The organism is Chromobacterium fluminis, from assembly GCF_011602385.1.
GTDB lineage: Bacteria > Pseudomonadota > Gammaproteobacteria > Burkholderiales > Chromobacteriaceae > Chromobacterium > Chromobacterium fluminis.
The window spans coordinates 116,801-143,564 of record NZ_JAAOMA010000008.1 but is presented as its reverse complement, the minus strand read 5'-3'; the positions used below and the strand labels follow the sequence as shown (position 1 = coordinate 143,564).

The following is a 26,764-nucleotide window of genomic DNA, read 5'->3' as shown; positions in this document are numbered from 1 at the left end:
TCAACAGCGCATAAACCGCTTCAGAACACCGTCTCCCATTCCTCCCTCACCCAATAATCCTCATCCACCAGGAACACGCGCTTCCATTTATCGAAGCTCAGGCAGGGGTGGGAACTGCCGAACACCAGCAAATCGCCGATCCGCAGGTCCAGGCCGGGATCGCGCTCCAGCAAGGCGTGCTGGTCCATCAAGTCCCGGGTGCGCAGGCCGCCGGGCGTGAAATCCACGCGCCGCCCTTGCCGATATTGCGCGAACGGTTGCGGCAGGCCGGCGTCGAAAGCCACGTCACGCTTGCCGAATCCCACGACGGCCAAGCCCGGCTCCGGCAGCGACTGCACCAGCGCGCACAATTCCAGCGCTGAACTCAGGCCGCCGTCCAGGCGCGCCGCCAGCGGCTCGCGTCGCCGCAAGGCGGCGTAAGCCTGCTGGTAGATGCCCCTATCCTGTGTCACATAGCAGCCGGGGCGGATCACATGGCGCACCCCGGATAGGCCAGCGTCCCGCAGCTGCCGGCTGACGATGTCGAACCAGACCGTGCCGGCTCCGGTCAGCAGCGCTTCCGGCGCGCCGGCGAAGTCGCCGTTGCGCAGCAGCGCGCCGCACACCGTGACCGCGCGCTGAATCAGCGCCTGTATCGCCGCGATGTCCGCCTGCTCGTCAGCGCCATGGGTCACGCCCTCGTAGAAAGCCACGCCGGCCAGCGCCAGACCCGGCAGCTCGGCAATGCGCTCGGCCAGCGCATAGGCCTGCCGCTCATCACGGCAGCCGCAGCGCCCGCCGGGCATCCCCATTTCCAGCAACACCGAGATCCGCTGTTGCCTGGCGGCGAAGAAGTCCGACAACTGCCGCGCATTATCCACGCTGTCCACGCAGCAATGGAGGGCGGCGCGGCGCTGCCCCAACAAGGCGGCAAGCAGCGCCATATTCGCCCGGCCCAACACTTGATTGGCGATGATCACGTTCGTGGCCCCGGCCGCCACCGCCGCCTGGGCTTGAAACGCGCTGGCCACGCCCAGCCCCCAGGCGCCGGCGGCCAGCTGCCGCCGGAAAATCGCCGGCGTCATCGTGGTCTTGCCGTGCGGGGCCAGCGAGACCTCCATCGCGTCCGCGAAACCCTGCATCCAACGAATATTGCCGTCCAGCGCCGCCTCCTTGATCACCAGCGCCGGCAGGCAGGCGTCCTCATGCAGGATATTGGCGCCGCCCTCGGCGCGGAACATCAGCGCCGCCTTGTGCCGCGCGACCGCGGGTTCAAACTGCTTTGTTGTCATCCTGTGCTCCTTGGTATCCCTATCGATCATCTCAGCCATGGCTTTCACGCTCGGCGGTGATCATCTCCAGCACCACCTCCCGGGAGCGCGCGTTCGCCGGCGTCAGCCAGGTGACGACAACGGCCAGCAGCAGGCTGAGCAGCACGGCGGGAATCACCGGATTGCCCAGCCGCACCAGCCACGGCGGCGACAGAATGATGGCCAGCGAGGTGAGGCTGCCCCCCAGCAGCGCGGCGATGCAGCCCTGCCAATTGAAGCGCGGCCAGAAGCGGCCCAGCAGCACGGTGACGAACATGCCGGACATCACCATGGAGATCATCTTGGTGATGTAGCCGATGATGTCGTTGGAAGTCAGCGCGAAGAGATAGGCCAGCAGGATCACCAGCAGCAGGAACAGCCGAGACAGCGCGATCGCCCGCTCCGGCGGCGGCATCCGGCCGCGAATCCAGACATAGAGATCGCGCAGGATGATGGAGACCCCGGCAATAGCGTCGGAACTGCCGGAGGACATATTGGCCGACATGCCGGCGATCAACACCACCACGGCCAGCGCGTGCGGCAAGGCGGTGGTGGCGTGCAGGAAGGCGAAGCTGCTATTGGCCAGATTGGGCTCCATTGCCCGCGTGGCCATGCCGATGATGGCCGGCAGGAAGGAAAAGCCCATATACAGCAGGCCGGTGATGATGAAGGACTGGCGGATCACCGTGGCGGATTCGGCGGCGTAGATGCGCTGGCGATAGGAGGGCGTGGCCAGCACGCCCACGCCGATCACCGCGGCCAGCGACAAGGCCGGCAACAGGCCCAGCTTGCCGATGCCGAAGGGCGTGAACGCGGCCGGATCGGTCCGGCTCACCACCGCCTCCCAGCCGCCGACATGACGCACCGACAGCGCCGCCAGCACGATGAAGCCGAGGAAGAGCACGATGGACTGCAAGGTGTCTATCCAGGACACCGCCTTATAGCCGCCGATGCCGACATAGAACACGAAGCCGACGGCGACAATGGTCTTGGCCGCCCGGATATCAATGCCGGAGGCCCAGGCCAGGTACAGGCCGCCGCCCAGGATGTGCGCGCCCAGCCAGCCCAGGGAGGCGCAGAAAATGATGACGGCCACCAGGTTTTTGACCAGCTTGCTGCCGCCGGTGTAGTAGCAGACCTCCTCGCTCATGGTCATGAAGCGGAGGTTTCGGACCGGCGCGAACCACCAGGCCGTCAACAGGATGCCGGTGGCGCCGCCAATGCCGTACAACATGCCGGCCCAGCCGTTGGCATAACCGAAGCTGACCGCGCCTATGCTGGAACCGGTGCCCACCATGGTGCCCACCGTCGAGCCCAGCGTCAGCAGCATCGGCATCTTGCGGCCGCCCAGGATGAAGTCCTCGCCGGTTTTCTGATGCCGGGTCACATACCAGCCCAGTGCCATCATGCCGGCGGCGTAGATCAGAAACCACGTCAGAAAATCGCTATTCGCCATCGCCCTCTCCTTTTCATCGGCCACGCTGCCGCGCCTGGCGCAAAATACTTAATATTTGAACTTGGCGTTAAAACACCTCATGTCCACCTCAACCATGCAATCCACCACCAGGTCCGCCACGCAGCACACCCGCGCCGGCGGGTGCTCGGCGAAGAAGGAACGGAACACCCGGTTGAAGGAGGGGAAATAACGGGCGTCGCTGAGAAAGACCTGCATATGCACGATGTCCGCCGGCTCGAAGCCAGCCTCGGCCACGATGTCCAGACAGTTCTGTATCGCCAGCCGCGACTGTTCCACGATGCCGCCGACGATGATTTCGCCGTCCCGCATCGGGGTTTGCCCGGATACGTACAACCAGCCGTCCGCCGCCGCCGCCGCGGCGAAGGGCAGCGCTTGCCCGCCGGTGCCGGCGCTGCCGCTTACTCCATAACGTTTGATCATGCAGTTTCCTCCCCTAACTAGCCTGACGGCTTCTGCTCAAGAACCGCCCGGCGCGGAATCCGCTCAGCCGCCGGTCGGCATAGGTTTGCACCCCGTTGACGAAGACCCGCTCAATGCCCGCCGCCGCCTGTCGCGGCTGCTGGAAGCTGGCGACATCGTCGATCCGCTGGTAGTCAAACAGCACTAGATCGGCGAAATAGCCGGGGCGGATCAAGCCTCGATCCCGTAACGCGAAGCGCCGCGCCGGCAGGCCGGTCATCTTGTGGACGGCGGTAGACAGCGGGAACAGTTGCAAGTCCCGGCTGTAATGGCCCAGCACCCGTGGGAAAGTCCCCCACAGCCGCGGATGCGGGTTGGGATCGCAGGGCAGGCCGTCCGAGCCCACCATCGCCGCCGGGTGGCTCAGGATGCGCCGCACATCGTCCTCATGCATTTGGAAGTAAATAGCGCCGGCGGGCAGCAGGCGGGCGGCCGCCTGGTGGATGTCGCACGCCCAGAGGCCGGCGATCTGTTGCAGGGTTTTCCCCGCCATCTCCGGATGCGGCGCGGACCAGGTGATCAAGATGTCGTAGTCGGCGGTGACCTGGCCGGGGTCGAGATTGGAAGAGCCGGCACGGTAGGGGTAGCAGTCTAAGCTGATGTCCTGCTCCAAGCGCCGCGCGTCGATCAGCGCCAGCGTCTCCACCGAGCGGCCCCAGTTTTTCAGCCCGGCGCATTTGTGATGCGAGATCTGCACCGGCACCTTGGCGCTGCGGCCGATGAGGAAGGCTTCCTCCATCGCTTCCAGCACCCCGTCGTACTCGGTGCGCATATGGGTGGCGTAGACGCCCTGGTATTCGGCCAGCGGCGCGGCCAGCCGGCAGACTTCCTCGGTGGACGCCTGCGCCGCGCTGTCATAGGACAGACCGGTGCTCAAGCCCAGCGCGCCCTGCTCCAGCGCCAGGATCAAATGCTCGCGCATCGCGGCGATGCCGGCCTCGTCCGCCGGCCCCTGCTGCGACGCCAGGCAGCGGTGCCGCAAGGTGGTGTGGCCGATCAAGGTGGCGACGTTGACCGAGGGCCGCGCCGCTTCGATGGCGGCGCGGTAGCTGGCCAGGTCCGGATAACGGAAGTCCTCCAATTCGCCCAGCAGATTGATCGGCGCCGGCACCTCGTCGCCCAGCACCGCGCCCACCGCGCTGAGTCCGCAGTTCCCGACGATGATGCTGGTCACGCCCTGCGAGGTTTTTTCCAGGTAGTCCGGCCGCCGGATCACCGCCAGATCGTCATGGGTGTGAACGTCGATGAAGCCGGGCGCCAATACCAGGCCGGCGCAGTCGATGCGCTGCCCGGCGTCGCCGTCGAGCTCGGCCGCCACCGCCGCGATGCGTTCGCCTATCACGCCGACATCGGCCCGCCGCTCCGGTGCGCCGCTGCCGTCCGCCACCAAGGCGCCCTTGAACAAGTAGTCGTATCGCATGTTTCTCTCCTATCCCGCCATTGCCTCCCGGTAAGCGCGGGCGAAAGCCTGCGCCTGCACCCGAGTCCTCTCCGGCGGCTGGCCGGCGCGATACAACTCGCCGCCCAACCCCGCCCCCCGGCAGCCAGCGCGCAGATAATCCGCCAGCGTCTCCGGCCTCACTCCGCCCACCGCGTACATGTCCACCGCTTCCGGCAGCACCGTCCGCAAGGCGGCCAAATAAGCCGGCCCCAGCGCGCCGGCGGGAAACAGCTTGATCCGGCGCGCGCCGGCGGCGATGGCGTCGAAAGCCTCGGTGGCCGTGGCGCAGCCCGGCAGCAGCTGCATGCCGGCGGCCAGGCCCAGCCGGATCACCTCGGCATCGACGTTGGGCGTAACGATCAAGCGGCAGCCCAGCTCGGCCAAGCGCCGCACCTGTTCCGGCCGCAGCACGGTGCCGGCGCCGATCAGCGCCTGATCGCCATAGCGCTGCGCCGCCAGCTGAATGCCGGCCTCCCAGCGCTCCGAATTCAGCGGTATCTCCACCGCCTCGAAGCCCGCCTCGATCAAGGCCGGCACGTGCAGCTCCAGCTCCTCCGGCCGGATGCCCCGTAAAATCGCCACCAGCGGCAGCTTGCTGTCCATTTCTTGCTCCCTGTTGAATCCACCGCCCCGCCCGCGAGACTTTGAGCAAGCTCTCAAAGCAAGCCCCGAGTCCGCGCCAACAACATCGCTCCATGACCGGCCAGATCCGCCTGCGTCGCCTCGTCCACCATCGTCACATTGCCGGAGAAGAACTCATCGCCGGCCACCAGGCAGCCCAGCGCCGCGCGCAGCAGCGGCCGGCCAGTGGCGATGAATTGCGTGCCCGGACTCATATTCAGCGCGCGGCTGTTTTTCAAGGTCAGCAAGTCCGCGCCCAGCACCGCGCCCAACAGGAAATTGGCCCTGGCGTTGTGGTCGTACACCGTGAACTGGTCCAGCGTGCGCACCATGAAACAGGCCCGGCCCAGGCCAATGCGGCTGGCCTGCTCGGCCCCGGCCAACAGCATCTCCACATCCAGCTCCGCGGCGAACGAGCCGCCCAGCGCATCCGCCAGCAAGGTGTTGTGGGTAATCACGTGCAAGAGCTCGCCGGCCAGCGTGGTCACGCAGCCGGCGATCCGCTGCCGCGCGTCCAGATGGATGAATTTGGAATGCGAACCGGGAATGGCCAGAATGGCCGGCTGACGGATGGACAGCCTATCGATCAAGGCCATCGCCTCGGCCTCTTCGCCACGCATCATGTCCATGCGCTCGCAGTTGTGCAGGCCGATGTCCTCGGACAAATTCTTCACCCCGGGCACAAACCAGATCGGCCGCGCGCACACCTCAGGCACCACGCAGGCCCGCATCCCGGCGGCCAGGGCCTCACGGCCGGCGGGCGCCAGAAGGTGCGGAATCTCCAGCAGGCCCATATTCGAACTGATCATTCCCGTCGCCAGCAGCAGGCTTGGCTCTTCGATGCCAACATTGGCCTGGCTCAGCGCCTGCGCCAGCGTTTCCCTCACCGCCCGCCTCAATGCGTTTCGGCTGCCCGTCATCGCCGTATCCCGGCTCCCCACCCGCTGCGCCGCGCGCGCAATCGGCGCTGAATCGCGCCATAAGGTGACGCGGGTATTCGTGGTGCCGGCATCAATGGTCAATATCATTTTCACGCCTAAAATAATGGGCTTGTGTGATATTGTTAATGAGCTATTTTTTTATCGCAAGACAGTTATATTTGACATCGGTTTAGTTTTATTAAACGCATAGACCAGGTTAAACTTATTCGCGCAAGGGGAAACCATGTACCAACGTCTGCCACCGCTGCATGCCTTGAAGGTTTTTGAATCCGCTGCGCGACATATGAGTTTCACCCGGGCCGCGGAAGAATTATTCGTCACCAAGGCGGCGATCAGCCATCAAATAAAACAGCTGGAGCAATTTCTGAATCAGCCCTTATTCGAACGCCAAAACAATCGTTTAAAATTAACCATGGCGGGCGAGCATTATTTACCCAGAATCAGAGAAATATTCCGCACACTGCAACAGGCCACGGATAGATTGATGCTGCAGACGACGCCAGCCTTGAATATCCATGTGCCGCGCCTGTTTGGCAGTAAATGGCTGATTCCCCGGCTGTACCGATTTTTGAAACGGCACCCCGCCCTGCCGGTGGAAATCCATGCCGAGCCGGCGGCCGAATGCATGGCCGCCGATATCGTCATCAGCACTGGGCCGCCCTGGCCGCCCCGCTTTCACACCGAGCCCTTCGTCTCCACCGCCTTTTTCCCGGTCTGCAGCCCGGCCTTGGCCCGGGATCTGCGGCAGCCGCAGGATTTGGCGCGGTGCACGCTGCTGCATGAACAGCAACGCCATGCCGGCACCGGCTGGCGGCAATGGCTGGACCAAGCCCGGCTCAAGCTGGACCTCAACGCGCAGCCAAGCTTGAGCTTTTCCGATGAATCGATGTTGTTGCAGGCGGCGATAGACGGCCAGGGCGTCGCCTTGGGGCAGGCCTTGTGTGTGGAATACGACTTGCTGGCAGGACGCCTGGCGCGGCCGCTGCACGGCGATGCGCCGTTCAGCCAGGCCTATTATCTGAGCGCCTCACAGCATGAAAACAGCCAGCCGGCTGTGCTGACACTGCGCGACTGGCTGTTCGAGGAAGCCACGGTGGGCGCGCCCGCATTCCAAGCCGCCGGCAGCTAACAGTGCTGACCGCCGATGCGGCCAGCGGTTTTTCCACCTTCCTGTCCATCAAACTCAGCATTTGCCAGCTTTATCCTCTCCCCACTCACCTATAAAACAATGTCATCAAAAATGGATAGAGGAGTACACCATGGGCCTAAATGCCATCACCCCGGACGACCCCCGGTACGAAACGCTGAAAAAAGGTTTCAATCTTCGCTGGCCGGCAGCCGGCCAGGCCGCGGGCGGCATCATCATCTGCAGCGATGAAGCCGAGGTCGTCGCCGCGCTGCAATACGCGCTGGACCACCGGCTCAAACCCACCATCCGCAGCGGCGGCCATTGCTACGAAGGCTTCGTCAGCAACAACCCCGGCGGCCTGATCATAGACATCGGCCAGCTCTCCGGCCTGCACCGCGACGTAAGCGTGGGCGAACACCGCTACGGCTTCCAGCTCTTGGCCGGCAATCAGAACTGGGACGGCTATGTCGGCCTGTACAAGCTCACCGGCAAGACGGTGCCGGGCGGCTCCTGCTACTCGGTGGGCGCCGGCGGCCACATCAGCGGCGGCGGCTACGGCCTGCTGTCGCGGCTGCAGGGCCTGACGGTGGATTGGTTGAGCGCGGTGGACATTCTGCTGGCGGACGGCGGCAAGGCGCGCAAGGTGCACGCCCGCGCCGACAATGAGTTCGCCGACTTGCTCAAGCTGTGCAAGGGGGCCGGCGGCGGCAACGTCGGCCTGATCACCAGCTTTTACTTTGACGATTTGCCGCCGGCGCCGCAGCAGGTGGGCGTACAGCTCTTGCAATTCGACTGGAACGACTTCAAGGATCTGGGCCGCTTCACCGACTTGCTGCAAACCTACGGCCAATACTGGCAGGAGGCGGACAACGACCCCGAAGGCTACGGCCTGTTCAGCCTGCTCAAGCTGACTCATGTCAGCGCCAAAAACCTGGGCCTGGTGGTGCAATACACCGACAGGGACGGCAAGCTGAACCACACCGCGCCCTTCAACGATTTCTACCGGCGCATCAAGCAAGTGGCCTCGCCGCAGTTGCTCAACACCTATCTGCCCGGCGGCGGCCACCTGCCCCACATCCCGCATCGCTCGCCGCCCAGAAACGCCGCTCCCTTGCCGGAACACGCGCAGGCGATGGACTGGCTGTACGCCACCCAGACGCTGAACGGCTCCGGCAGCAATCAGCGCGGCAAATACAAGTCCGCTTACATGAAGCAAAACTTCTCCGCGGCAGAGTGCAAGGCCATCCACCTGCATCTGACGTCCGATCCCGACAACCAGGACCTTGCCCAGTCGCTGCTGCAAGTGGATTCCTACGGCGGCGCGATCAACCACCGCAGCGCCGGCAACAACGGTTTCGACCCGGCCGACAACCAGACCGCGGTGCCGCAGCGCGCCTCGGTAATGAAGCTGCAGTACCAAAGCTACTGGACCGACCCGGCCAACGACGCCATGCATGTGAACTGGATGCGGGAATTCTTCGACGCCGTCTACGCCGCCGACGGCTTCAACGGCACGCCGTATCCAAGTTCGGCGGCTTTGCCGGACTCGCCTTACCAGGGCTGCTACATCAACTACCCGGACGTGGACATGTTGAGCGGCGCGCAGCCGGACACCCCGGGCTATAGCTGGGGCGAGTTGTATTACGGCGCCTTGTATCCGGAGCTGGTGGCGATCAAGCGCAAATACGACCCGGGCAATGTGTTCAAGCACGCGATGTCGCTGGGCGCGGAGTAGAGCGGCGAATACTGTCCGTGTCAGGCCTGGGGCAAAGCGCGCCAACACCGTGTCAGGGATTTTGTTAGCGGATCGTAGAACCGGCTCAAAATCTCGCGGGCAAGGACAAGCTAAGGTGAAAGCAAGCGAAAAAGCGGAATGCACAAAGTGGTACAGAGCATGTTGAGGGTGTTTTCAACACCCTTTTCGATCCGTCCCGCCGACGCGCCTCAGATTAAGTACAGGCTCCGAGCTTCCAGACCCTTCAAAGAGGAGCCTCTTCACCCCCGCTCCAACGCCTGCGCCAGACTATAGCCCTCCGCCAGCCAGAACTCCGGCCCGGTAGCCTGGATGCGCCGGATCGCTTGATCCATATGACGGGTCGCCGCCTGCCGCGCCGCCTCGGCGTCGCCGGCGGCGATGGCGTCGACAATGGCCGCGTGCTCGGCGTTCACTTCGTCCAACATCGCCGGATCATGGCTCTCGAACGCGCGCGACACAGCGACCGCACCCCGCAGATGAGCAGCCAAGTAATCCATGGTCTCCAGCAAGTAGGGGTTGCCGGCAGCCTGAGCGATGCTCCGGTGAAGGGCTACATCTTCATCCACCCCACTGCCAGAACGGCTGGCGACTTCCACCGCCGCCTGCGCGGCGTGGATCGCCTTCAAAGCAGCAGGGTCGCGCCGCAGCGCGGCCAAGCCGGCCGCCTCCGCCTCCAGGCCCCGCCGCACTTCCGCCATCTGTACCACCGCGCTGACCGAATGCGCCCCTGCCGCGCCGAAATTCAGCGGCGCCCGGCCCGGCGCCAACACCAGCACGCCATAGCCCTGCCGCGACTCCACCAGACCCAGCGATTTCAGCTGCGACATCGCCTCGCGCACCACGGTGCGGCTAACCTTGAATTGCTTCGCCAGTTGCGCCTCAGTCGGCAGCTTGCTGCCTGGTGCCCAGGCGCCGTCGCGAATGCCGCCCGCCAACGCCTCCGCCACCTGTTCGGATAATCTTGCCCCCGTCTGGGCTTGCTGAAACATCATTGTCACAAGCGTTACCTCCTCCCATGCATGCCACTCTCCGGCGCGTAGCAGGCACTATAGCACTCCGCCTATCTCTTCTTTTCGACGAAGCCGATGTTGGCATTTGGCTACACTCCATTGCCACTAGCAGCCGCCACTGGCGTGACTTACCTCAACTTGTATGATAACCATACAACATAAACGAAATCCTTTCGTCCGCCAAATAGGCTTCACCCCTTTCTCACCGACAGGAGTTGCCCATGTTACTAGGCGTCATCGCCGACGACTTCACCGGCGCCACCGACATTGCAGGCATGCTGAGCCAAAGCGGCATGCGCGTCACGATCCGAACCCATCTGCGCCACCCGCCTCTCGCCGACAGCGATGCAGTGGTCATTGCTCTCAAATCCAGGACCAATCCGCCACAACAGGCGGTGTGCGACTCGCTGGCAGCGCTGAAATGGCTGCAAACCCATGGCGCGCTGCGCTATTACTTCAAGTACTGCTCTACCTTCGACTCCAGTCCACGCGGCAATATCGGCCCGGTGGCCGAAGCGCTGCTGCAAGCGCTGGACGCCGACTTCGCCATCGCCAGCCCGGCGCTGCCCGACAACGGCCGCACCGTCTACCAGGGCCATTTGTTTGTCGGTGCCGAACTGTTGTCCGAGTCCGGCATGCGCAATCACCCACTGACGCCGATGCGTGACGCCAATTTGGTACGCGTGCTGCAGGCGCAAAGTCGCGGCAAAGTCGGCCTGCTGAACCGCGCCACGGTCAGCCAGGGCGCGGCGGCCATCCGTGCAGAATGTGCCCGCCTACGCGGCGGCCAATATCGTTTCGCCATCGCCGACGCGCTCGACAATGCCGATCTCTTCGCCCTCGCCGAAGCCTGTGCCGAACACCCGCTGCTCACCGGCAGCTCTGGCCTGGCGCTCGGACTACCGGCCGCCTATGCCGCGCGGCGCTGGTTCCAGCCCGTGGTCGCGGCTAGTCCATGGCCCCCAGCGGAAGGCCGCGCCGCCATATTGGCCGGCTCCTGCTCACCAGCCACCCAACGCCAGGTACACCATTGGATTGCAGCCGGACGCCCCGCCTGGCGCTTGGACCCATTACGCCTAGCCGCCGGCCAGACAGGCGCCGACGCGGCCTTGGACTGGGCCACCGCGCAGCGGCAGCCGGCGCTGATCTACTCCAGCGCATCGCCGGAAGATGTCGCCGCGGTGCAACTGGCATTAGGCCCGGAACGCGCGGGTCAACTAGTGGAAGCCTGCCTGGCGGAGATCGCACGCGGCCTAGTAGTCGCCGGTGCCCGCCGCCTAGTCGTGGCTGGCGGCGAAACCTCGGGTGCCGTCGTCCAGGCCTTGGACACGGAGGCACTGCGCGTTGGCCCGGTCATCTGCCCCGGCGTGCCCTGGACCCAAGTGGAGGGCCGGCCGCTATGGCTAGCGCTCAAATCCGGCAACTTCGGCACCGACGATTTCTTCAGCGCCGCGCTCGGCGGCAACCACTGACCAGGGAGGCCAGGATGCATCCAGATCTATTCCATTTACGCCGGGAGCTTTGCCGCGTCGGTCAATCGCTGTTTCAGCGCGGCTATGTCCACTCCAGCGCCGGCAATATCAGCGCCCGTGTGCCGGCCGCCGCCGGCGGCGGCATGCTGATCACTCCGTCCGACGCCTGCCTCGGCTTTCTCGAGCCGGAAACGCTGGCCTGGCTCGACGTCAACGGTCAGTGCCTGGCCGGCCCACCGCCCAGCAAAAGCCATCTGCTGCACCAGCGCCTCTATGATCTGGAGCCCGATGCCGGCTGTGTGCTGCATACCCACTCCAGCCACTTGGTGGCGCTCAGCCTGCTGGGCGGTGGAAGCTCCGATGATCTATTGCCGCCGCTGACGCCGTACTACGTGATGAAAGTGGGACATGTGCCCTGCATCCCCTACTTGAGTCCTGGCGATCCACATGCGGCGCATAGGCTTGCAGATACCCTGGCCCGCCACCATGCCAAAGGCCTGCGCCTGCGCGCGGTGATGCAGGAGCGGCTGGGCCCCACCGTCTGGGGACCCAGCCCGAGCGCCGCAATGGCCACGCTGGAAGAACTGGAGGAAACCGCTCGCCTGTGGCTGCTGACCCAGGGCCAGCCCGCGCCGTTGACTCCCGAGCAGATCGACGACTTGCGCCGACGCTTCGGCGCCAGTTGGTAAACCTCTCTTCCTCTGGCAAGGAGAACTGAATGGATGCCATCGCACCTCAAAACACTGTCGGCTCGCAGCCCAGCGCCACGCTGTATCGTAAAATCGCTTGGCGCATCATGCCTCTCTTGATGCTGTGCTATGTCGCCGCCTATCTGGACCGGGTCAACATCAGCTTCGCCAAGCTGCAGATGAGCCGAGACCTGGCTTTCAGCGACACCATCTTCGGCCTGGGTTCCGGCATTTTCTTCCTGGGCTATTTCCTATTCGAAGTGCCCAGCAATCTGGCGCTGAACCGGATCGGCGCGCGAGTGTGGATCGCCCGCATCATGATCACCTGGGGCCTGATTTCGGCCGCTTTCGCCTGGGTGGAAACACCAGCCGCCTTCTATACGCTGCGCTTCCTGCTGGGCGCGGCTGAAGCAGGCTTCTATCCCGGCATCATCCTCTACCTGACCTACTGGTTTCCCTCCCATCGCCGCGCGCGCATGGTGGCCTTATTCATGTCAGCCATTCCCTTGTCCGGCATTTTCGGCAGCCCCTTGTCCGGCTGGATCATGGATGGCATGGCCGGCATCGCCGGATGGGCCGGCTGGCAATGGATGTTCGTGCTGGAAGCGGTGCCCGCCATCTTGCTGGGCCTAGTGGTTCTGCGCTGGCTGGAGGATTCCGCAGAGCGGGCCCGTTGGCTGACGGAGGAGGAAAAAACACGGCTAAGCGTCGAATTGGATGCCGACAATGCCCACAAGCCACCGCGCGGCAGCGCACGCGACGCTTTCGCCGATCCCCGCGTCTGGCTGATGTGCCTGATCTATTTCTGCTTCGTCATGGGTCAGTACGGCGTCACCTTCTGGCTACCCAGCTTCATCCGCAACACCGGGGTGGCCAGCAACCTGGCCATCGGCCTGCTCAGCGCCATCCCTTTCCTCACCGCAGTACTGGCGATGAATCTACTGGGCCGCAGCGCCGATGCCCGACGTGAACGCCGCTGGCACCTGGCGCTGCCGGCGCTGACCGCAGCCACCGGCTTCGTCGCCGTGGCGCTGTTCCCGGACAGCACCGCGCTATCACTGCTGGCGCTGTGCCTGGCGGCCGCTGGCGTGCTCAGCTGCGCCCCACTCTTCTGGTCGCTCCCCACGGCTTTTCTCAGCGGCGGCGCGGCGGCAGCCGGCATAGCCATCATTAACTCGGTGGGCAATCTGGCCGGTTTTGCCAGCCCCTTTCTGGTGGGCACGCTGAAGGACCTGACCGGCAGCAACGCCATCAGCCTGACGCTGTTGGCACTCTGTCTGGTGATAGGCGCACTGGCGGTACTGAGAATCCCCGCCGCCCTGGTCAACCGCTAACATTCAAGGAACCGTCATGCCACGCTTTGCCGCCAACCTGACCCTGCTGTACACCGAGCTTCCGTTCCTAGAACGGTTCGCCGCCGCCGCCAGCGACGGCTTCCGCGCGGTGGAATGCCTGTTCCCCTACGACTGGCCCGCGGCCGCCATCGCCAGCCGCCTGCGCGAACACGATCTAACCCTGGCGCTGTTCAACCTGCCGCCAGGTAACTGGACCGCCGGCGAGCGTGGCCTGGCGGCCCTACCCGGCCGCGAACAAGAGTTCGCGGCCGGCGTGGAGCTCGCGCTGGAGTATGCCTTGGCCACTGGCTGCCGCCGCCTGCACGCGATGGCTGGCATTCCAACGCCGGACGCCGCCGCGGACGGAACACTGGCCGCCTATCTCTCCAATCTGCGCCGGGCCGCCGCCCGGCTGGCGCCCCATGGCATCACATTGTTGATCGAGGCGATCAACGCCACAGACATGCCCGGCTATTTTCTGAACCGGCAGCAGCAGGCTCTGGACTACATCGACACCGTAGGTGCGGCCAATCTGCGGCTGCAATTCGACTGCTACCACTGCCGTGTCAGCGACGGCGATCCGCTGGGCTGGCTGCCCCGCGTCTGGGAGCGGCTTGGCCATATCCAAATCGCCGGCGTACCCGGCCGCCATGAACCCGAAGGCGGCCAGATCGACTACCCCGCGCTGTTCGCGCAACTGGATGCGCTCGGCTACGCCGGCCATGTCGGCTGTGAATACCGCCCGCGCGGCGATACCCGCGCCGGCCTTGACTGGTGGCAAGCCTGGAGGGACAAGCAATGAAAATACTGATCACCGGCGCGGCCGGCTTCATCGGCGACAGACTGGCGCGTGAGCTGTTGCAACGCGGCCGGCTGGACGCCCATAAAATCGAACGCTTGCTGCTGGCTGATTTACACCCGCCTGCGATGGATTTGCAGCTCGATCCTCGCGTTGACACCTGCGTCGGCGATCTGCTCCAGATGACGGAAGCGCTGTCACGCCAGGCTCTGGACGGCGTGTTCCATCTGGCCTCAGCAGTGTCGGCAGAGTGCGAGCGCGACTTCGACCTGGGCCTGGGCGCCAATCTGGACAGCACTCGCGCGCTGCTGGACGCGCTGCGGCGAGCCGGCCAACGACCGCGGCTGGTGTTCTCCAGTTCGGTGGCGGTATTCGGCGCCGGTCCGGGGCTGCCCCTGCCCGCCGTGATTGACGACCACACCCTGCCCGCGCCGCAAACCTCTTACGGCACGCAAAAATTCATCTGCGAACAACTGGTGGCCGATTACAGCCGCAAGGGCTATATCGATGGCCGCAGCGTGCGGCTGATGACTGTGGCGGTTCGCCCCGGACGCCCCAACGGCGCAGCCTCCGGCTTTCTGTCCGCCATCATCCGCGAACCGCTGGCTGGCCTGCCCGCGGTTTGTCCAGTGCCACCGGACACCGAGGTTGCGCTGGCCTCGCCGGCTAACACCGTCGCCGGCCTGATCGCGGCGTTTGAAGCCAACCAGGCGGATTTTGGCGGCCGCACCGCGCTCAACCTGCCGGCACTGAGTTTGCGAGTGGGCGAGTTGTTGGATGCGCTGGAACAAGAAGCCGGCGCAACGACACGGAGGCTGGTGCGCTTTGAGCCCGACGCGACCATCCAGGCCATCGTCTCCGGCTGGCCAGCGCGCGTGGACGGCACGCGCGCAGCCCGGCTGGGCCTGCACCCGGACCCCGACGCACAGGCGCTGATCCGCCAGTACCGGCAACACACTCCCCACTAAAAACGAACAACGACCCCCTGATGCTGTGTTGCGCCGACTTGCCGTACTCAAGTACTGCATGCGTCGGCGCGCCTTGCCTTAGAGCCTGTTCACGATCTCGCGAGCAAGAGCGAGACAAGGCGAAAACGGCTGAAAAAACGCAGTGTACATACTCTACATAAGCATTTTGAGCTTGTTTTCAACGCCGTATCGCCGACGCGCAGCGGATCGTGAACGGCCTCTAAGCCCCGCCTCCCTGCCGGGCCACACCGCTCCCGGCATTCACCTGTCCTAAAGAACATTGCCCTTATGGTCAGCGCTGCCTATACCCGCGCTATGCCTATGGAATTAAATCGCCAGCTATAGCCTTCCGCGGATTTTCCGGCCAGCAAGGAGCCAATATGAGCTATCTGCAGTTCCCCCGCCTGGCCTTTTCCGGCCAGTTCCAGTCAGATGTCTCCACCGTCAACAACGACCCGCGCCATTACGACAACGCCACCTTCGAACCGCGTTTCCAGGAATACCAACAAGCGGGAGCGGACGGGCGCACCAAAACCTACAACGGCTGGTGGCATCCCACCGGCACCGCCATCATGCGCTTCGCCAACTGCCAAGTGACCAGCTTGCGCGGGCCCAGCGGCATTCTGGTCACCAATCCGGCGCAAGACCCGCTGCTGTCCTGCAGCGTGGGCAACGCCATCGGCAAACCGTCCGGCAAGATGGTGGACCTGGACCCGGACTGGCAGCTGGCCTCCAGTATCTACGGCCTGGCGGTGTCGCTGCTCAAGCCGGACGGCACGCCGCTGATGACCGCCGACTACCAGAGCAACCCCTTCCGCGATCTGTGGTTTTCCCGTGCCCAAAGCCAGGGCGACAGCGCTGCCTCCGCCATCTTCCAATCCGTGCTCATCAATATCCAGTGGCATCTGGACGGTTTCGACAGCCCGCTGCTGGCGCGGCTGATCGAATTGAGCGAACAGGACCGGCTCTCCATCCGGCTGTCCACCTACGGCTACAGCACCGACTACAGCGATCCCGGCTTCGGCTACGGCACCGTGCTCGGCGCCATCGGCCCGGCCTATCTCGGCCAGCCGCGCTCCTTCATCCTGGGCCGCCGCTTCATGCCGACCACGCAGCAACACAACGACCTTGCCAGCCAGAACGGCATCGGCTGTTTCTCCTCCTGGCTGGATCAGGATACCGCCAGCCTGCAAGTGGACCTGAGCAACGCGTTGCCGCTGGACAGCCGTTATCAGGTGGTGGCGCTGCCGTCGCTGCAGTACGCCGTCCTGCACAATGAATGGACGGCGCAGGACGCGGAGATAGGGCCTGACGACTACACCGCCATCGCCGGCGTGGACACCTCGCAAGCGCTGCAAGACCAGCAGGCCGGCATCCAATCGGTGCCGCTGACCGAGGAACAACTGCGGCTGGCCAATCAGCCCTTGCCGCTGGCCATCGTCCAGCCGGTGGGCGTGGAGGGCCGCGCCGTGGTCTGCGTACGCGAGGCCTTGCTGGGCAACGAGGTGCGCGCCGAAGACTTCGCCATCCGCCTGGACCCAAACAATCCAGATCGCAACCACCAGCACACCCATATCTACGCGGCGCGTTACGGTCAGCCGCTGGCCGGCGCGGCGCTGGCTTTCTGGGCCGGTGCGCCCATGCTGGACTACAGCGACACCCCCGCCGACAAAACCCAGGGCACCACCCCTCGCGCGCTGTTGCCAGTCAACAACGTGCCCAACGCCGCCATCCGCATCAGCCCGGCGGAGCCAATCACCGATCAGGCCGGCCGGGCCACCGTCACCCTGCACGGACCGGAAAGCTTCGGCACCCCGCGCGAATACATGGACGGCCAGCTGTTCACCATCACCTACAATCTGGCCGGCTCCGATCCGGCGCTGCAACAGCCCTTCGACAACTTCGCGGTGGTGGTTTTCAGCAGCTTCCCGCAGCCGGGCCAGGATATAGACCTGGACAATCCGCGCTGGGAAGACGTGCAGCCCATCCTGCAGCAATACGCCAACCTCTACCCGGTGATGAGCCAGGGCCTGTTCGACTTTTCCAAGCAAGCCGTGGCCGATGCCAGCGCCTTCATCATGCGCTTTGTTTTCGACAAGCCTATCGAGGACCCGGACCAGATGCCGGTGACGCGCGATCTGTCCGCCAGCAAGCGGCGCATGCTGATCAACTACTTCCAGAACGTGATAGACCGCACCGGCAAAACCTTCGACCGTCAGCGGATGTACGGCAAGCGCTGCCCGCTGCGCCAGAGCGCTCCGCCCAGCGAGGCCGATATCGCCGCCACCCGCGGCTCTCTCAGCACGAGCAAGAGCCGCAAGGGCAACGACGCCTGAGCGTCCAACCGGCATCCCTTTCCAAGGAAACCAAGCCATGCTGAAGATACGCCAAGAACTGATGGACGAACTGCGTCAGGCCGACCACATCCAACATATGCGTACCATGCTGGCCGGCGCGGTGCGGCTGGAGCTGTCCACCATTCCCACTTATCTGACCGCGCTGTTCTCCATCAAGCCCGGCCAGAACCAGGAAGCGCGCGCGCTGGTGCAATCGGTGGTGGTGGAGGAAATGCTGCACATGACCCTGGCCGCCAACACCTTGATCGCCATCGGCGGCAACCCCCGCGTCGTCGAAGACGGCCTGGCGCTCAATTACCCTGGGCCGCTGCCGATGTGCGTGGACACCGGCCTCATCGTCACCCTCAAGGCCTTGAGCCGGCAGCAGGCGCAGGAAGTGTTCATGGAGATAGAACGCCCGGACACCCAAGCCGTCCTGCCCGGCGAAACCCTGGCCTATGTCGACAACCAACCCGGCTTCGACTCCATCGGCCGCTTTTACCAGGCCATCCTGGAACGGCTGCAATACCTGGAAAACCACGGCCACGACTGCTTCGCCCAGCCGCGGCTGGACGAACAGGTGGACGTCGGCCAGTGGTTCCCGCACGAGGTGCCGGGCTGTCCGGACGGCAAGGTCTACGACATGGCCAGCGCCCAGGCGGTGATCAACACCATCGTGCGCCAGGGCGAAGGCGTGCAGGTGGAGGAGGACTGGATCAACCCCAAGGACGAGGCCGGCGGCGGCTACGCTCACTATTTCAAGTTTGGCGAAATCTACTACGGCAAGCGGCTGATCCGGGACTATTCCAGCCCCTCCGGCTGGTCCTACACCGGGGAGCCGGTGCCGCTGGACGAAACCGGGGTGTTCAACCTGCTGCCCAACGCCGCGCTTTCAGACTACCCGGCGGGTAGCGGCGCGGCCGTCAGCGGCGCCCAGTTCTACCAGGCCTACCAAAACCTGCTGGCCGCGCTGGACCGCACCTTCAACGGCGAGCCGCGGCAGCTGGACGCCGCCATCGGCATCATGTACGAACTGAAGCTGGTGGCGCAGAAGGTGATGCAGCACCCGGTCAGCAGCAGCATACCGGACGTGGTGGCCGCGCCGCCGTTCATGCGCCTTCATCAGTCGAACTGAGCGCCGGCAGCGTCAGGGCGGCGCATAGCCCGCCCTCCTCGCCGGCCAGCAGTTCCAGTCGGCCGCCAAAACGCCCTGCGATCGCGGAGACGATGGACAGGCCCAGGCCGCTGCCGGCACCGGCATGCCGCCCGCGCCAAAAACGCTGCGCGGCCTGCTCGCGTTGAGCCGCCGTCAATCCCGGCCCCTGATCGCGCACTTCAAAACGCAAGCCCGCCTCGCTCAACGCGGCCTCCAAACGCACCGGCGCGTCCGGCGGCGAATACCGCAAAGCGTTGTCCAGCAGATTGCGCAGCGCAGTGGCCGCCAGCGCCTGAGGCAAGGCCAGCGTGGCCTCCGGCAACGGGCCGCACACAATGCGCCGCGGCGGCGCGGGCTCCGCGTCGCGCATCGCCAGCCGCGCCACCTCGTCTGCGCGGACCGGAGGGCCTTCTTCCCAATCGAAAGCCCCTTCCAAGCGCGCCAGCATCAGCAACTGCCCCAAGGTGTTCTGCAAACGCTCCGTCCCTTCGGCGGCGTGGGCCAGCGCCTGCGCCGCGTCCGGCCCCTGAGTGATGCGCGCCACTTGCAGGTGGGTCTTGATCGCCGTCAGCGGGGTGCGCAGCTCATGGGCGGCGTCGCTGGTCAAACGCCGCTCGCGTTGCAACACCTCGCCCACGCGCCGCAGCAGCTGATTCAGGCTGTCCGCCAGCGGCAACACGTCGCGCGGCAAGCCCTGAGTGGCCACCGGCTCCAGCGCCTCCGGCGCGCGGCGCGCCAAGGCGCGGCGCAGCCGCTCCAGCGGACTCAAGCCCCGGCTCACGCCCAGCCACAAGGCCACCAGGCTGCCAGCCAAGGCCGCGAGGAAGGGCACGGCGGCGGCCCAGCGGATATCCGTCAACATCGCGTCGCGTTCGGTCAACCGGTCCGCCGTGGTCACCCGCAAGCCGTTGGCCACCACCGTATAGCTGCGCCAGCGCTCGCCGCGCAGGGTTTGTTCGGCATAGCCCGGCGCCGGATCGGCGCGGGTATCCGGCGCGCCCGGCGTGCGCGCCAGCACCTCGCCGCGCACGGAAACGATCTGACACGCAATGCCGGCGCCTATGCCCTCGAAACGCGGCAAGGCGCGCGGCGGCGGCGCCGGCAACTGCTCCATCAGGCCGGCCACCATCTGCGCCGACATCGCCAGCCGCCGGTCCAACGTCAGCCGCATCTGCCGGTCCAGATCATGCAGCGTCCAGGCCGCCACGCCGCTCCACAACAGGCATAGCGACACCCCTATCCATAACAACAAGCGCAGACGCAAGCTCATTCGCCGGCCCTGCCGTAGCGATAGCCCAGGCCGCGCACCGTCTCCACCACCGCCGGCCCCAGCTTGCGCCGCAAATGGTGGATATGCACGTTCAAGGCGTTGCTTTCGATTTCCTCGCTGTAGTCATAGAGCCGGTCCTTTAGCTGCTCTGCGCTGAGAATCCGCTCCCGCGCCTGCATCAAGGCCGCCAACAGCGCCAGTTCGCGGCGCGCCAGCGCCACCGGTCGGCCGTGCAGCCAGACTTCGCCGCGCACCGGGTCCAGCCGCAGCGGACCGTCCTCGATCACATCCACGCAACGGCCGGCGGCGCGCCGGCGCAAAGCGTGCAGCCTCGCCACCAGTTCGTCCAGATCAAAAGGCTTGAGCAGATAGTCGTCCGCGCCGGCGCGCAGGCCGGCCACCCGGTCCTCCACCGCGTCGCGAGCGGTCAACACCAGCACCGGCAGCGCCTCTCCGCGCGCGCGCAAGCGCGCCAGCAAGCGCATGCCGTCCTCGTCCGGCAGCCCCAGGTCCAAAATCATCAAATCGGCGTCCAGCGTCGCCAGCGCCGCCTCGGCCTGGGCCGCGCTGCCCACCGCGTCCACCGTCAGGCCGTGAGCGCGCAGCCCGGCGACGATGCCCAGCGCGATCAACTCGTTGTCTTCCACCAATAACACCCGCATTTCCTGCCTCCTTGTCGCCGCCAGCTTGCCGACGACGGATTATCCCATTGTTAACGGCGGCTTAATCCCCGGCGCCCAGGCTGTGCGCATTCATCGCCATGGAGACCGCAATGCCGCTCATTTTCCGCAGCCTGTTGCTGCTGCTTTTTCTCTGGATGCCCGCCGCCCAGGCGCAAACCGATTTTCTGCCCCCGGAACAGGCCTTCCGCCTCAGCGTCAGCGAGTTGGGCGACGGCCAGGTCCGCCTGCGCTGGGACATCCGCGACGGCTATTACCTGTATCGCAAGAACATCAAGATCGCGGCCGAACCCGTCGGCAGCGTCCCGCCGCCGGCGATGCCTGCCGGCAAAACCATCCATGATGAATTCTTTGGCGAATCGGAGGTGTATTACCAGCGGCTGGAGCTGCTGGTGCAGGCCGGCCAGGCGCGCCGCCTCACGCTGAGCTGGCAAGGCTGCGCCGAAGCCGGGCTGTGCTATCCGCCGCAGCACCGCGTCGTCGAGCTGTCCGGCGGCGGCAAGGCGGTGAAAACCGCCATCGCTGGGTTTGTAAACGCAGCCCCCGCCGCGCCGGCCTTGGGCGAAGACCAGGCGCTGGCGGCGCGGCTGGCGCAATCCGGCGCGGGCTGGGTTTTGCTGGCCTTCTTCGGCCTGGGCCTGCTGATGACCTTCACCCCCTGCGTGCTGCCGATGGTGCCCATTCTCAGCAGTTTGATCGTGGGCAGCGGCGCCACGCCGCGGCGCGGCCTGTTGCTGGCTCTGGCCTTTGTGCTGCCGATGGCGCTGACCTACGCGGCGCTGGGCGCGCTGGCCGCCAGCATGGGCGCCAATCTGCAGGCCGCGCTGCAAACGCCGTGGGCGCTGGGCCTGTTCGCCGCGCTCTTCATCCTGCTGGCGCTGGCCATGTTCGGCGTTTACGAGCTGCAATTGCCGGCGGTATTGCGAGACCGGCTGGCCATGGCCAGCCAGCGCCAGCGCGGCGGCACCCTGGGCGGCTCGGCGGCGATGGGCGTGCTGTCCGCCTTGCTGGTGGGCCCCTGCATGACCGCGCCGCTGGCCGGCGCCCTGCTCTACATCAGCGACAGCGGCGACGTGCTCAAAGGCGGCCTGGCCTTGCTCTCCATGGGCCTGGGCATGGGCGTGCCGCTCTTGCTGGTGGGCGTGCTGGGCGCCAAGCTGCTGCCGCGCCCCGGCCTGTGGATGAATCGGGTCAAAGCGGTGTTCGGCTTTCTGCTGCTGGGCATGGCGATCTGGTTCCTCGGCCGCGTACTCCCCCCGGCGGCCAGCCTGGCCTTGTGGGGCGCGTGGCTGTTCGCCGTCGCCATAGGCCTGCTGACGCTGAGCCGGCCCTGGCGCGCCAGCCCCGGCCAATGGACGCTGCGCGGCGCGGCGGCGCTGCTGGGCTTGTGGGCGGCGGCGATGCTGATCGGCGCGGCCGCCGGGCAAAGCGATCCGCTGCGGCCGCTCGCCTTCGTCTCCTCCGCGGCCACGCCCGCCGCCGGCATGGAACAACTCGGCTTCGTCACCGTGCGCGACGTCCGCTCTCTGCAACAGGGTCTGGACGAGGCCGCGCGCCAAGGCCGGTGGGCGCTGGTGGACTACTACGCCGACTGGTGCGTGGCCTGCAAGGAAATCGAGCACAAGGTGTTTGGCGATCCCCTCGTGCGACAAGCGCTGGCCGGCATGACGCTGCTGCGGCCCGACGTGACCGAATCCGGCCCGGACAGCGCCGCGCTGCTGGCCTCGCGCCAAGTGATAGGCCCGCCCACGCTGCTGTTGATCGGCCCGGACGGCCAGGAGCGCCGCGCCCAGCGCATCGTCGGCGCGCTGGGCCCGGACGCCTTTCTCGAACGCCTGAGCCAGGCGCGGCGGGCCCGCTGAATCTTTTGGAAAGGGCCCAGTCTATTCAAACGATTAAAAAAACAGCCCCCGCCACGCGCACGGCCATCTTAAGCGGCCGGCGCGAAGAGGGAGCCTCCGCCACCCCGCTCCGCGCGGCACAGGACTGAACCATGCTCTCTTTCCACCTTGGCCCGCTGGCCATTCCCACCAGCCTGACCATCGTCGTCGCCGCCTGGCTGGCCGCCCACGGCGCCGGCCTGCTCGCCGGTCGAGGCCGCCGCGCCAGCGTGGCCGCCCACCTCAACGACATGCTGCTGTGGGGCTTCGTCGCCGCGCGCGTCGGTTTCGTCCTGTATTGGTTTTCGCTGTACGCCCACCAGCCGCTGGCGATGCTGGACCTGCGCGACGGCGGCTTTCTGCCCTGGGCCGGCATCGCCGCCGCGCTCGCCCTGGCCGCGTGGCGCGGCTGGCGCCGGCCGGAACGGCGTCGCCCGCTGGCCGCCGCCGTCCTGACAGGCGCGCTGGTCTGGGCCGGCGGCGAAGCGCTGCAACAAAGCGGCACCGAGGCCGCGCTGTCTCCGCGCGTACTGCGCCAGTTGGACGGCCCGCCCGCCTCGCTGCCGGCCCTGGCCAGCGGCAAGCCGGTGGTGCTCAACCTCTGGGCCAGTTGGTGTCCGCCCTGCCTGAGGGAAATGCCGCTGCTGCAAGACGCCCAACAGCAAAGGTCCGACGTGCGCTTCCTCTTCGCCAACCAGGGCGAGGACGAAGTCGCGGTGCGCGATTTCTTCCGCAAACAGCCGCTGCGGCTTCAGCACGTGCTGCTGGACCCCGCCGGCGCTCTGGGCCGGGAATACGGCTCCGTGGCGCTGCCCACCACGCTGTTTTTCGACGCCGACGGACGTCTGGCCTCCGTCCATCTGGGCGAACTCTCCACGGCCACCCTGGCCAGCAAACTGCAAACGCTCGCCCGCCCAGCCTCCAAGGAATAAGCGCACCATGACCACTCCGCTCGTTCTCCGCCTGGCGCCGCTGGCGCTCTGGCTCAGCCTGAACGCCCTCCCGGCCCACGCCCAGCCCTGGCCGGCGCCTATCCAGGCGCTGGAGGCCCAGGGCTATGAAATTCTCGGCAGCTTTCCCGGCCCGTCCGGGCTCACCGGCTACGCCTCGCTCTACCTGGGCCGCCCACAGGCCGTCTACCTGACCGCGGACGGCCAGCAGGCCATCGTCGGCAACGTCACCGACGCCCGCGGCGACAAATGGAAGCCCGAGCTGCTGGACCGGCAATTCAGCGCCGCGCTGTGGCGGCAGCTGGAGACCAGCCACTGGATCGCCGACGGCAAGACCGGCGCCCAACGCGTGATCTACACCTTCACTGATCCCAACTGCCCGTACTGCCGACAACTCTGGCGCGACGCCCGGCCCTGGGTCCAGGCCGGCAAGGTCCAGATCCGCCACATCCTGGTGGGCCTGCTGGCCGAAGACAGCCCGGCCAAGGCCGCCGCCCTGCTGGCCGCGCCGGACCCGGCCGCCGCGCTGGCGCGCCACGAAGCCGGCGCTTCAATCCAGCCGCTGGCCAAACCGCCGGCCGCCGTCGGCGCCAAACTGGCGGCCAACCAACAGTTGATGGAACGCTTCGGCGTGTTCGCCACCCCGGCCTCCTTCTACCGCGACGCCCAGGGCCAGCTGCAAAAAGTGCAGGGCGCGCCCACGGCTGCCACGCTGCAACAGCTGCTAGGGCCGCGCTGAGTCCGGCTCAGCTGTTCCGGCGGCTGCGCCGCCATTGCCACAAGGGCGGCAGCAAGAGCAGCGCGACCATGCTCAGCACCAGCCACAGCATATTGTCCTGCACCCACGGAATCGCTCCCAGCCAGTAGCCCATGGACACCAGCCCGCCGCACCAGATCACCGCGCCCAACACGTTGTAGCAGGCGAAGCGGCGCGGACACATGCCGGACAAGCCGGCCAGAAACGGCGCCACCGTGCGCACGATGGGCACGAAACGGCCGATGGTGATGGTGGGCGCGCCGTAGCGGTCGAAAAAAGCCTGGGTCTTGGCCAGATGCTGGGGCTTGACCCAGCCGCGCCGGATCAGCGTCTGCCCCAGGGCGGAACGGCCGATGCTGTAATTCAGCAAATCCCCCAGGATGGCCGCCAGCGTGATCAGCCCCATCGGCCACCACGGCGACACGCCCTGCGCGCCCAGCAAGGCGCCGGTGGCGAACAAGAGCCCGTCGCCGGGCAGAAAGGGCAAGACCACCAGACCGGTTTCGCAAAACACGATGGCGGCCACGATCCACACCCCCAGCGCCCAGTTCTGCGCCAGCAGGGACATCAGATTCTCATCGCCGAACAACCAGCTCAGAAACCCCATGGTCAACACACTGCTCTCCTTGCCTCAATGAATTCGTCGCGTCTAGTGCTTGACCGCCGCGCCGGGCGGATGTTTCCCCGGCCTGCTGGCGCGGCCGCGGAATCTTAATTTGACATGGGCATATCGTTTTGTTTTTAATGATGACAGCAAATGTCAGAATTGATTCTGCAACGGCTATCGACTTTCAAACTAAACCGCTTTCAGGAAGCCGCCATGCCTCAGTTGCCGCAAGCCCCCTTCTTATCCCCCTGTCCGCGCGCGGGAGCGCCGACGTGAGCGCCGGCCTTGCCGCCCCGGAGCTATCCAGTCAGGATGACGCGCTGCCGCTGTACCGCCAAGTGTATCAACGCTTCATCCAGGCCATCAGCCAGGGCAGCCTGACGCCGGGACAACGGGTGCCGTCCATACGCGCGCTGGCCGGCGAGCTGCAAGTGTCGCGCAATACCGTGGAATTGGCTTACGAATTATTGATAGGCGAAGGCTATCTGGAAGCGCGCGGCCAGGCCGGCACCGTGGTGTCGCCGCGGCTGGCGGAAGTGCGCATGCAACAGCCCCGCCCGCCGGACGCGCCGGCGCCGCGTCCGGCCAGCCTGTCCTTGTTCGATTCCGCCTCCGACTGGCAACCCCTGCCCTATCAGCTGGGCTTGCCGGCGCTGGACCTGTTCCCGCGCAAGCTGTGGGCCAGCCTGAACACCCGCCAGTTGCGGCTGCAAAACCGTTTTCTATCCTATCCGCAACCCGCCGGCTACGGGCCGCTGCGCGAGGCCATCGCCGCCTATCTGCACCTGTCGCGCGGGCTGGACTGCTCGCCGCAGCAGGTGTTCATCACCGCCGGCTACCGCGGCGCGCTGAATTTGATCGGCCGCACCCTGCTGCGGCCGCTGGATCAGGTGTGGATTGAAGACCCCTGCTTCCCACCCAGCCGCCACCTGATGGCGGAAATGGGCGCGGAGCTGGTGCCGGTGCCGGTGGACCGGGACGGCATGCAGGTGGCCGCCGCCAAGGAGAGGGCGCCGCACGCCCGTTTCGCGCTGGTGACCCCGGCGCATCAAAGCCCGCTGGGAGTGTCGCTGTCCCTGGTGCGGCGTCTGGAGCTGCTGGCCTGGGCCGAGCACAACAACGCCTTCATCATCGAAGACGATTACGACAGCGAATACCGCTACGACGGCCGGCCGCAGCCGGCGCTGGCCAGCCTGGGGGCCAACGACAACGTGCTCTACGTCGGCAGCTTCAGCAAGGTGCTGAGCCCGGCGCTGCGCCTGGCCTATCTAGTGGTACCCAAGCCCCTGCTGACGCGCTTCAACGCCGCCTGCCACACCTGGCACGACGGCTGTCCGTTGTTGAATCAGGGGGTGGTGGTGGATTTCATGCAGGAAGGACACTTCATCCGCCATCTGCGCAAGATGCGCTCCGCCTACGCCCAGCGCCGCGAGCTGGTGATCGCCAGCCTGCGGCAAGCGTTCGGCGAGCGCATGAGTTTCGACGTGCCGGCCTGCGGCCTGCATTTGCTGGCGCGGCTGGATCGCGCGGAGGATGACATCGCCTTGGCGCAGCGCGCCAAGCGCGAGCGCTTCGGCATCGCCGCGCTGTCTGCGCGGGCACTGGAGGCGGATTGCGGCAAGGGGCTGTTGTTCGGTTTCGCCAACGTGGCCACGCCGGAGCAGGCCGCGCAACAGGCGCGGAATCTGCGCCTGTGCCTGGAGGGCCGGTCCTTGCCGCCGGGCGGCTGAGAGCCTGTTCAAT

Annotated in this window: 23 protein-coding genes; 13 read left to right on the top strand and 10 right to left on the bottom strand. The window is 66.0% G+C overall.

What is annotated here, in order from left to right; genetic code table 11:
* Nucleotides 1-20: 20 nt before the first annotated feature.
* Genes HA052_RS08080 through HA052_RS08055 form a run of 6 tightly spaced genes read right to left on the bottom strand, consistent with a single transcriptional unit; the run spans nucleotide 21 to nucleotide 6,315 of the window.
* Nucleotides 21-1,271: an alanine racemase gene (locus HA052_RS08080; RefSeq protein WP_166451532.1), complete on the bottom strand. Its 1,251-nt coding sequence runs from the start codon at nucleotides 1,269-1,271 to the stop codon at nucleotides 21-23.
* A 31-nt stretch (nucleotides 1,272-1,302) separates the two neighbouring features.
* Nucleotides 1,303-2,745, bottom strand: a complete 1,443-nt coding sequence (locus tag HA052_RS08075) for a sodium:solute symporter family protein (RefSeq protein ID WP_166451531.1) — start codon at nucleotides 2,743-2,745, stop codon at nucleotides 1,303-1,305.
* 48 nt (nucleotides 2,746-2,793) lie between these two features.
* Nucleotides 2,794-3,186: a RidA family protein gene (locus HA052_RS08070; protein ID WP_166451530.1), complete on the bottom strand. Its 393-nt coding sequence runs from the start codon at nucleotides 3,184-3,186 to the stop codon at nucleotides 2,794-2,796.
* Nucleotides 3,187-3,199: 13 nt separating this feature from the next.
* The gene (locus tag HA052_RS08065) at nucleotides 3,200-4,645 is read right to left on the bottom strand and encodes an N-acyl-D-amino-acid deacylase family protein (RefSeq protein ID WP_166451529.1); all 1,446 of its coding nucleotides are present in this window, start codon (nucleotides 4,643-4,645) and stop codon (nucleotides 3,200-3,202) included.
* Between the two features lie 9 nt (nucleotides 4,646-4,654).
* Nucleotides 4,655-5,269, bottom strand: a complete 615-nt coding sequence (locus HA052_RS08060) for a 2-dehydro-3-deoxy-6-phosphogalactonate aldolase (RefSeq protein ID WP_166451528.1) — start codon at nucleotides 5,267-5,269, stop codon at nucleotides 4,655-4,657.
* Between the two features lie 53 nt (nucleotides 5,270-5,322).
* Nucleotides 5,323-6,315 (bottom strand): 2-dehydro-3-deoxygalactonokinase, encoded by a 993-nt coding sequence (locus HA052_RS08055; protein WP_166451527.1) that lies wholly within the window; start codon nucleotides 6,313-6,315, stop codon nucleotides 5,323-5,325.
* Between the two features lie 136 nt (nucleotides 6,316-6,451).
* Between HA052_RS08055 and gcvA the strand changes: the two genes are divergently transcribed.
* Nucleotides 6,452-7,357, top strand: a complete 906-nt coding sequence (gcvA, locus tag HA052_RS08050; protein ID WP_166451526.1) for a transcriptional regulator GcvA — start codon at nucleotides 6,452-6,454, stop codon at nucleotides 7,355-7,357.
* A gap of 130 nt (nucleotides 7,358-7,487) precedes the next feature.
* The gene (locus HA052_RS08045; RefSeq protein ID WP_166451525.1) at nucleotides 7,488-9,092 is read left to right on the top strand and encodes an FAD-binding oxidoreductase; all 1,605 of its coding nucleotides are present in this window, start codon (nucleotides 7,488-7,490) and stop codon (nucleotides 9,090-9,092) included.
* 260 nt (nucleotides 9,093-9,352) lie between these two features.
* Here the strand turns inward: HA052_RS08045 and HA052_RS08040 are convergent, their stop codons facing one another.
* Nucleotides 9,353-10,105, bottom strand: a complete 753-nt coding sequence (locus HA052_RS08040) for a FadR/GntR family transcriptional regulator (RefSeq protein WP_206118827.1) — start codon at nucleotides 10,103-10,105, stop codon at nucleotides 9,353-9,355.
* 239 nt (nucleotides 10,106-10,344) lie between these two features.
* Between HA052_RS08040 and otnK the strand changes: the two genes are divergently transcribed.
* The 7 genes from otnK (at nucleotide 10,345) to HA052_RS08005 (ending at nucleotide 18,856) form a co-directional block, all read left to right on the top strand.
* Nucleotides 10,345-11,595: a 3-oxo-tetronate kinase gene (gene otnK, locus HA052_RS08035; RefSeq protein WP_166451523.1), complete on the top strand. Its 1,251-nt coding sequence runs from the start codon at nucleotides 10,345-10,347 to the stop codon at nucleotides 11,593-11,595.
* A gap of 14 nt (nucleotides 11,596-11,609) precedes the next feature.
* Entirely contained in the window at nucleotides 11,610-12,284 is a 675-nt protein-coding gene (locus tag HA052_RS08030; RefSeq protein WP_166451522.1) for a class II aldolase/adducin family protein, read from the top strand.
* 29 nt (nucleotides 12,285-12,313) lie between these two features.
* On the top strand, nucleotides 12,314-13,618 hold the full coding sequence (locus HA052_RS08025; RefSeq protein ID WP_166451521.1) for an MFS transporter: 1,305 nt from the start codon (nucleotides 12,314-12,316) through the stop codon (nucleotides 13,616-13,618).
* A 16-nt stretch (nucleotides 13,619-13,634) separates the two neighbouring features.
* Nucleotides 13,635-14,420, top strand: coding sequence for a 2-oxo-tetronate isomerase (otnI, locus tag HA052_RS08020; RefSeq protein ID WP_166451520.1), 786 nt, complete (start codon nucleotides 13,635-13,637; stop codon nucleotides 14,418-14,420).
* A complete protein-coding gene (gene denD, locus HA052_RS08015) occupies nucleotides 14,417-15,385 on the top strand; it encodes a D-erythronate dehydrogenase (RefSeq protein ID WP_166451519.1) in 969 nt (322 codons plus the stop codon). The genes otnI and denD overlap by 4 nt, the downstream gene beginning before the upstream one ends.
* A 380-nt stretch (nucleotides 15,386-15,765) precedes the next feature.
* Nucleotides 15,766-17,721, top strand: a complete 1,956-nt coding sequence (locus HA052_RS08010; RefSeq protein WP_166451518.1) for a hypothetical protein — start codon at nucleotides 15,766-15,768, stop codon at nucleotides 17,719-17,721.
* A gap of 37 nt (nucleotides 17,722-17,758) precedes the next feature.
* A complete protein-coding gene (locus HA052_RS08005) occupies nucleotides 17,759-18,856 on the top strand; it encodes a ferritin-like domain-containing protein (protein ID WP_166451517.1) in 1,098 nt (365 codons plus the stop codon).
* On the opposite strand, the gene HA052_RS08000 is transcribed toward HA052_RS08005, so the two are convergent.
* Together HA052_RS08000 and HA052_RS07995 are read right to left on the bottom strand one after the other, a co-directional pair.
* Nucleotides 18,831-20,147 carry an ATP-binding protein gene (locus tag HA052_RS08000; protein WP_166451516.1) on the bottom strand — a complete coding sequence of 439 codons (1,317 nt, stop codon included), beginning with the start codon at nucleotides 20,145-20,147 and terminating at the stop codon, nucleotides 18,831-18,833. The genes HA052_RS08005 and HA052_RS08000 overlap by 26 nt on opposite strands.
* Entirely contained in the window at nucleotides 20,144-20,809 is a 666-nt protein-coding gene (locus HA052_RS07995; RefSeq protein WP_043642421.1) for a response regulator, read from the bottom strand. Before HA052_RS07995 ends, HA052_RS08000 begins: the two co-directional genes overlap by 4 nt.
* A gap of 110 nt (nucleotides 20,810-20,919) precedes the next feature.
* Here HA052_RS07995 and dsbD point away from each other — a divergent pair, with 110 nt between their 5' ends.
* The 3 genes from dsbD to dsbG all read left to right on the top strand — a co-directional run bounded on the left by dsbD (nucleotide 20,920) and on the right by dsbG (nucleotide 24,396).
* Nucleotides 20,920-22,689 carry a protein-disulfide reductase DsbD gene (dsbD, locus tag HA052_RS07990; RefSeq protein WP_166451515.1) on the top strand — a complete coding sequence of 590 codons (1,770 nt, stop codon included), beginning with the start codon at nucleotides 20,920-20,922 and terminating at the stop codon, nucleotides 22,687-22,689.
* Nucleotides 22,690-22,820: 131 nt separating this feature from the next.
* The gene (locus HA052_RS07985) at nucleotides 22,821-23,639 is read left to right on the top strand and encodes a TlpA disulfide reductase family protein (RefSeq protein WP_166451514.1); all 819 of its coding nucleotides are present in this window, start codon (nucleotides 22,821-22,823) and stop codon (nucleotides 23,637-23,639) included.
* A 7-nt stretch (nucleotides 23,640-23,646) separates the two neighbouring features.
* Entirely contained in the window at nucleotides 23,647-24,396 is a 750-nt protein-coding gene (gene dsbG / locus HA052_RS07980) for a thiol:disulfide interchange protein DsbG (RefSeq protein ID WP_166451513.1), read from the top strand.
* A gap of 7 nt (nucleotides 24,397-24,403) precedes the next feature.
* Here the strand turns inward: dsbG and HA052_RS07975 are convergent, their stop codons facing one another.
* The gene (locus tag HA052_RS07975) at nucleotides 24,404-25,021 is read right to left on the bottom strand and encodes a VTT domain-containing protein (protein ID WP_166451542.1); all 618 of its coding nucleotides are present in this window, start codon (nucleotides 25,019-25,021) and stop codon (nucleotides 24,404-24,406) included.
* A gap of 272 nt (nucleotides 25,022-25,293) precedes the next feature.
* On the opposite strand from HA052_RS07975, the gene pdxR reads away from it, so the two are divergent.
* Entirely contained in the window at nucleotides 25,294-26,751 is a 1,458-nt protein-coding gene (pdxR, locus tag HA052_RS07970; protein WP_206118820.1) for a MocR-like pyridoxine biosynthesis transcription factor PdxR, read from the top strand.
* Nucleotides 26,752-26,764: the final 13 nt, after the last annotated feature.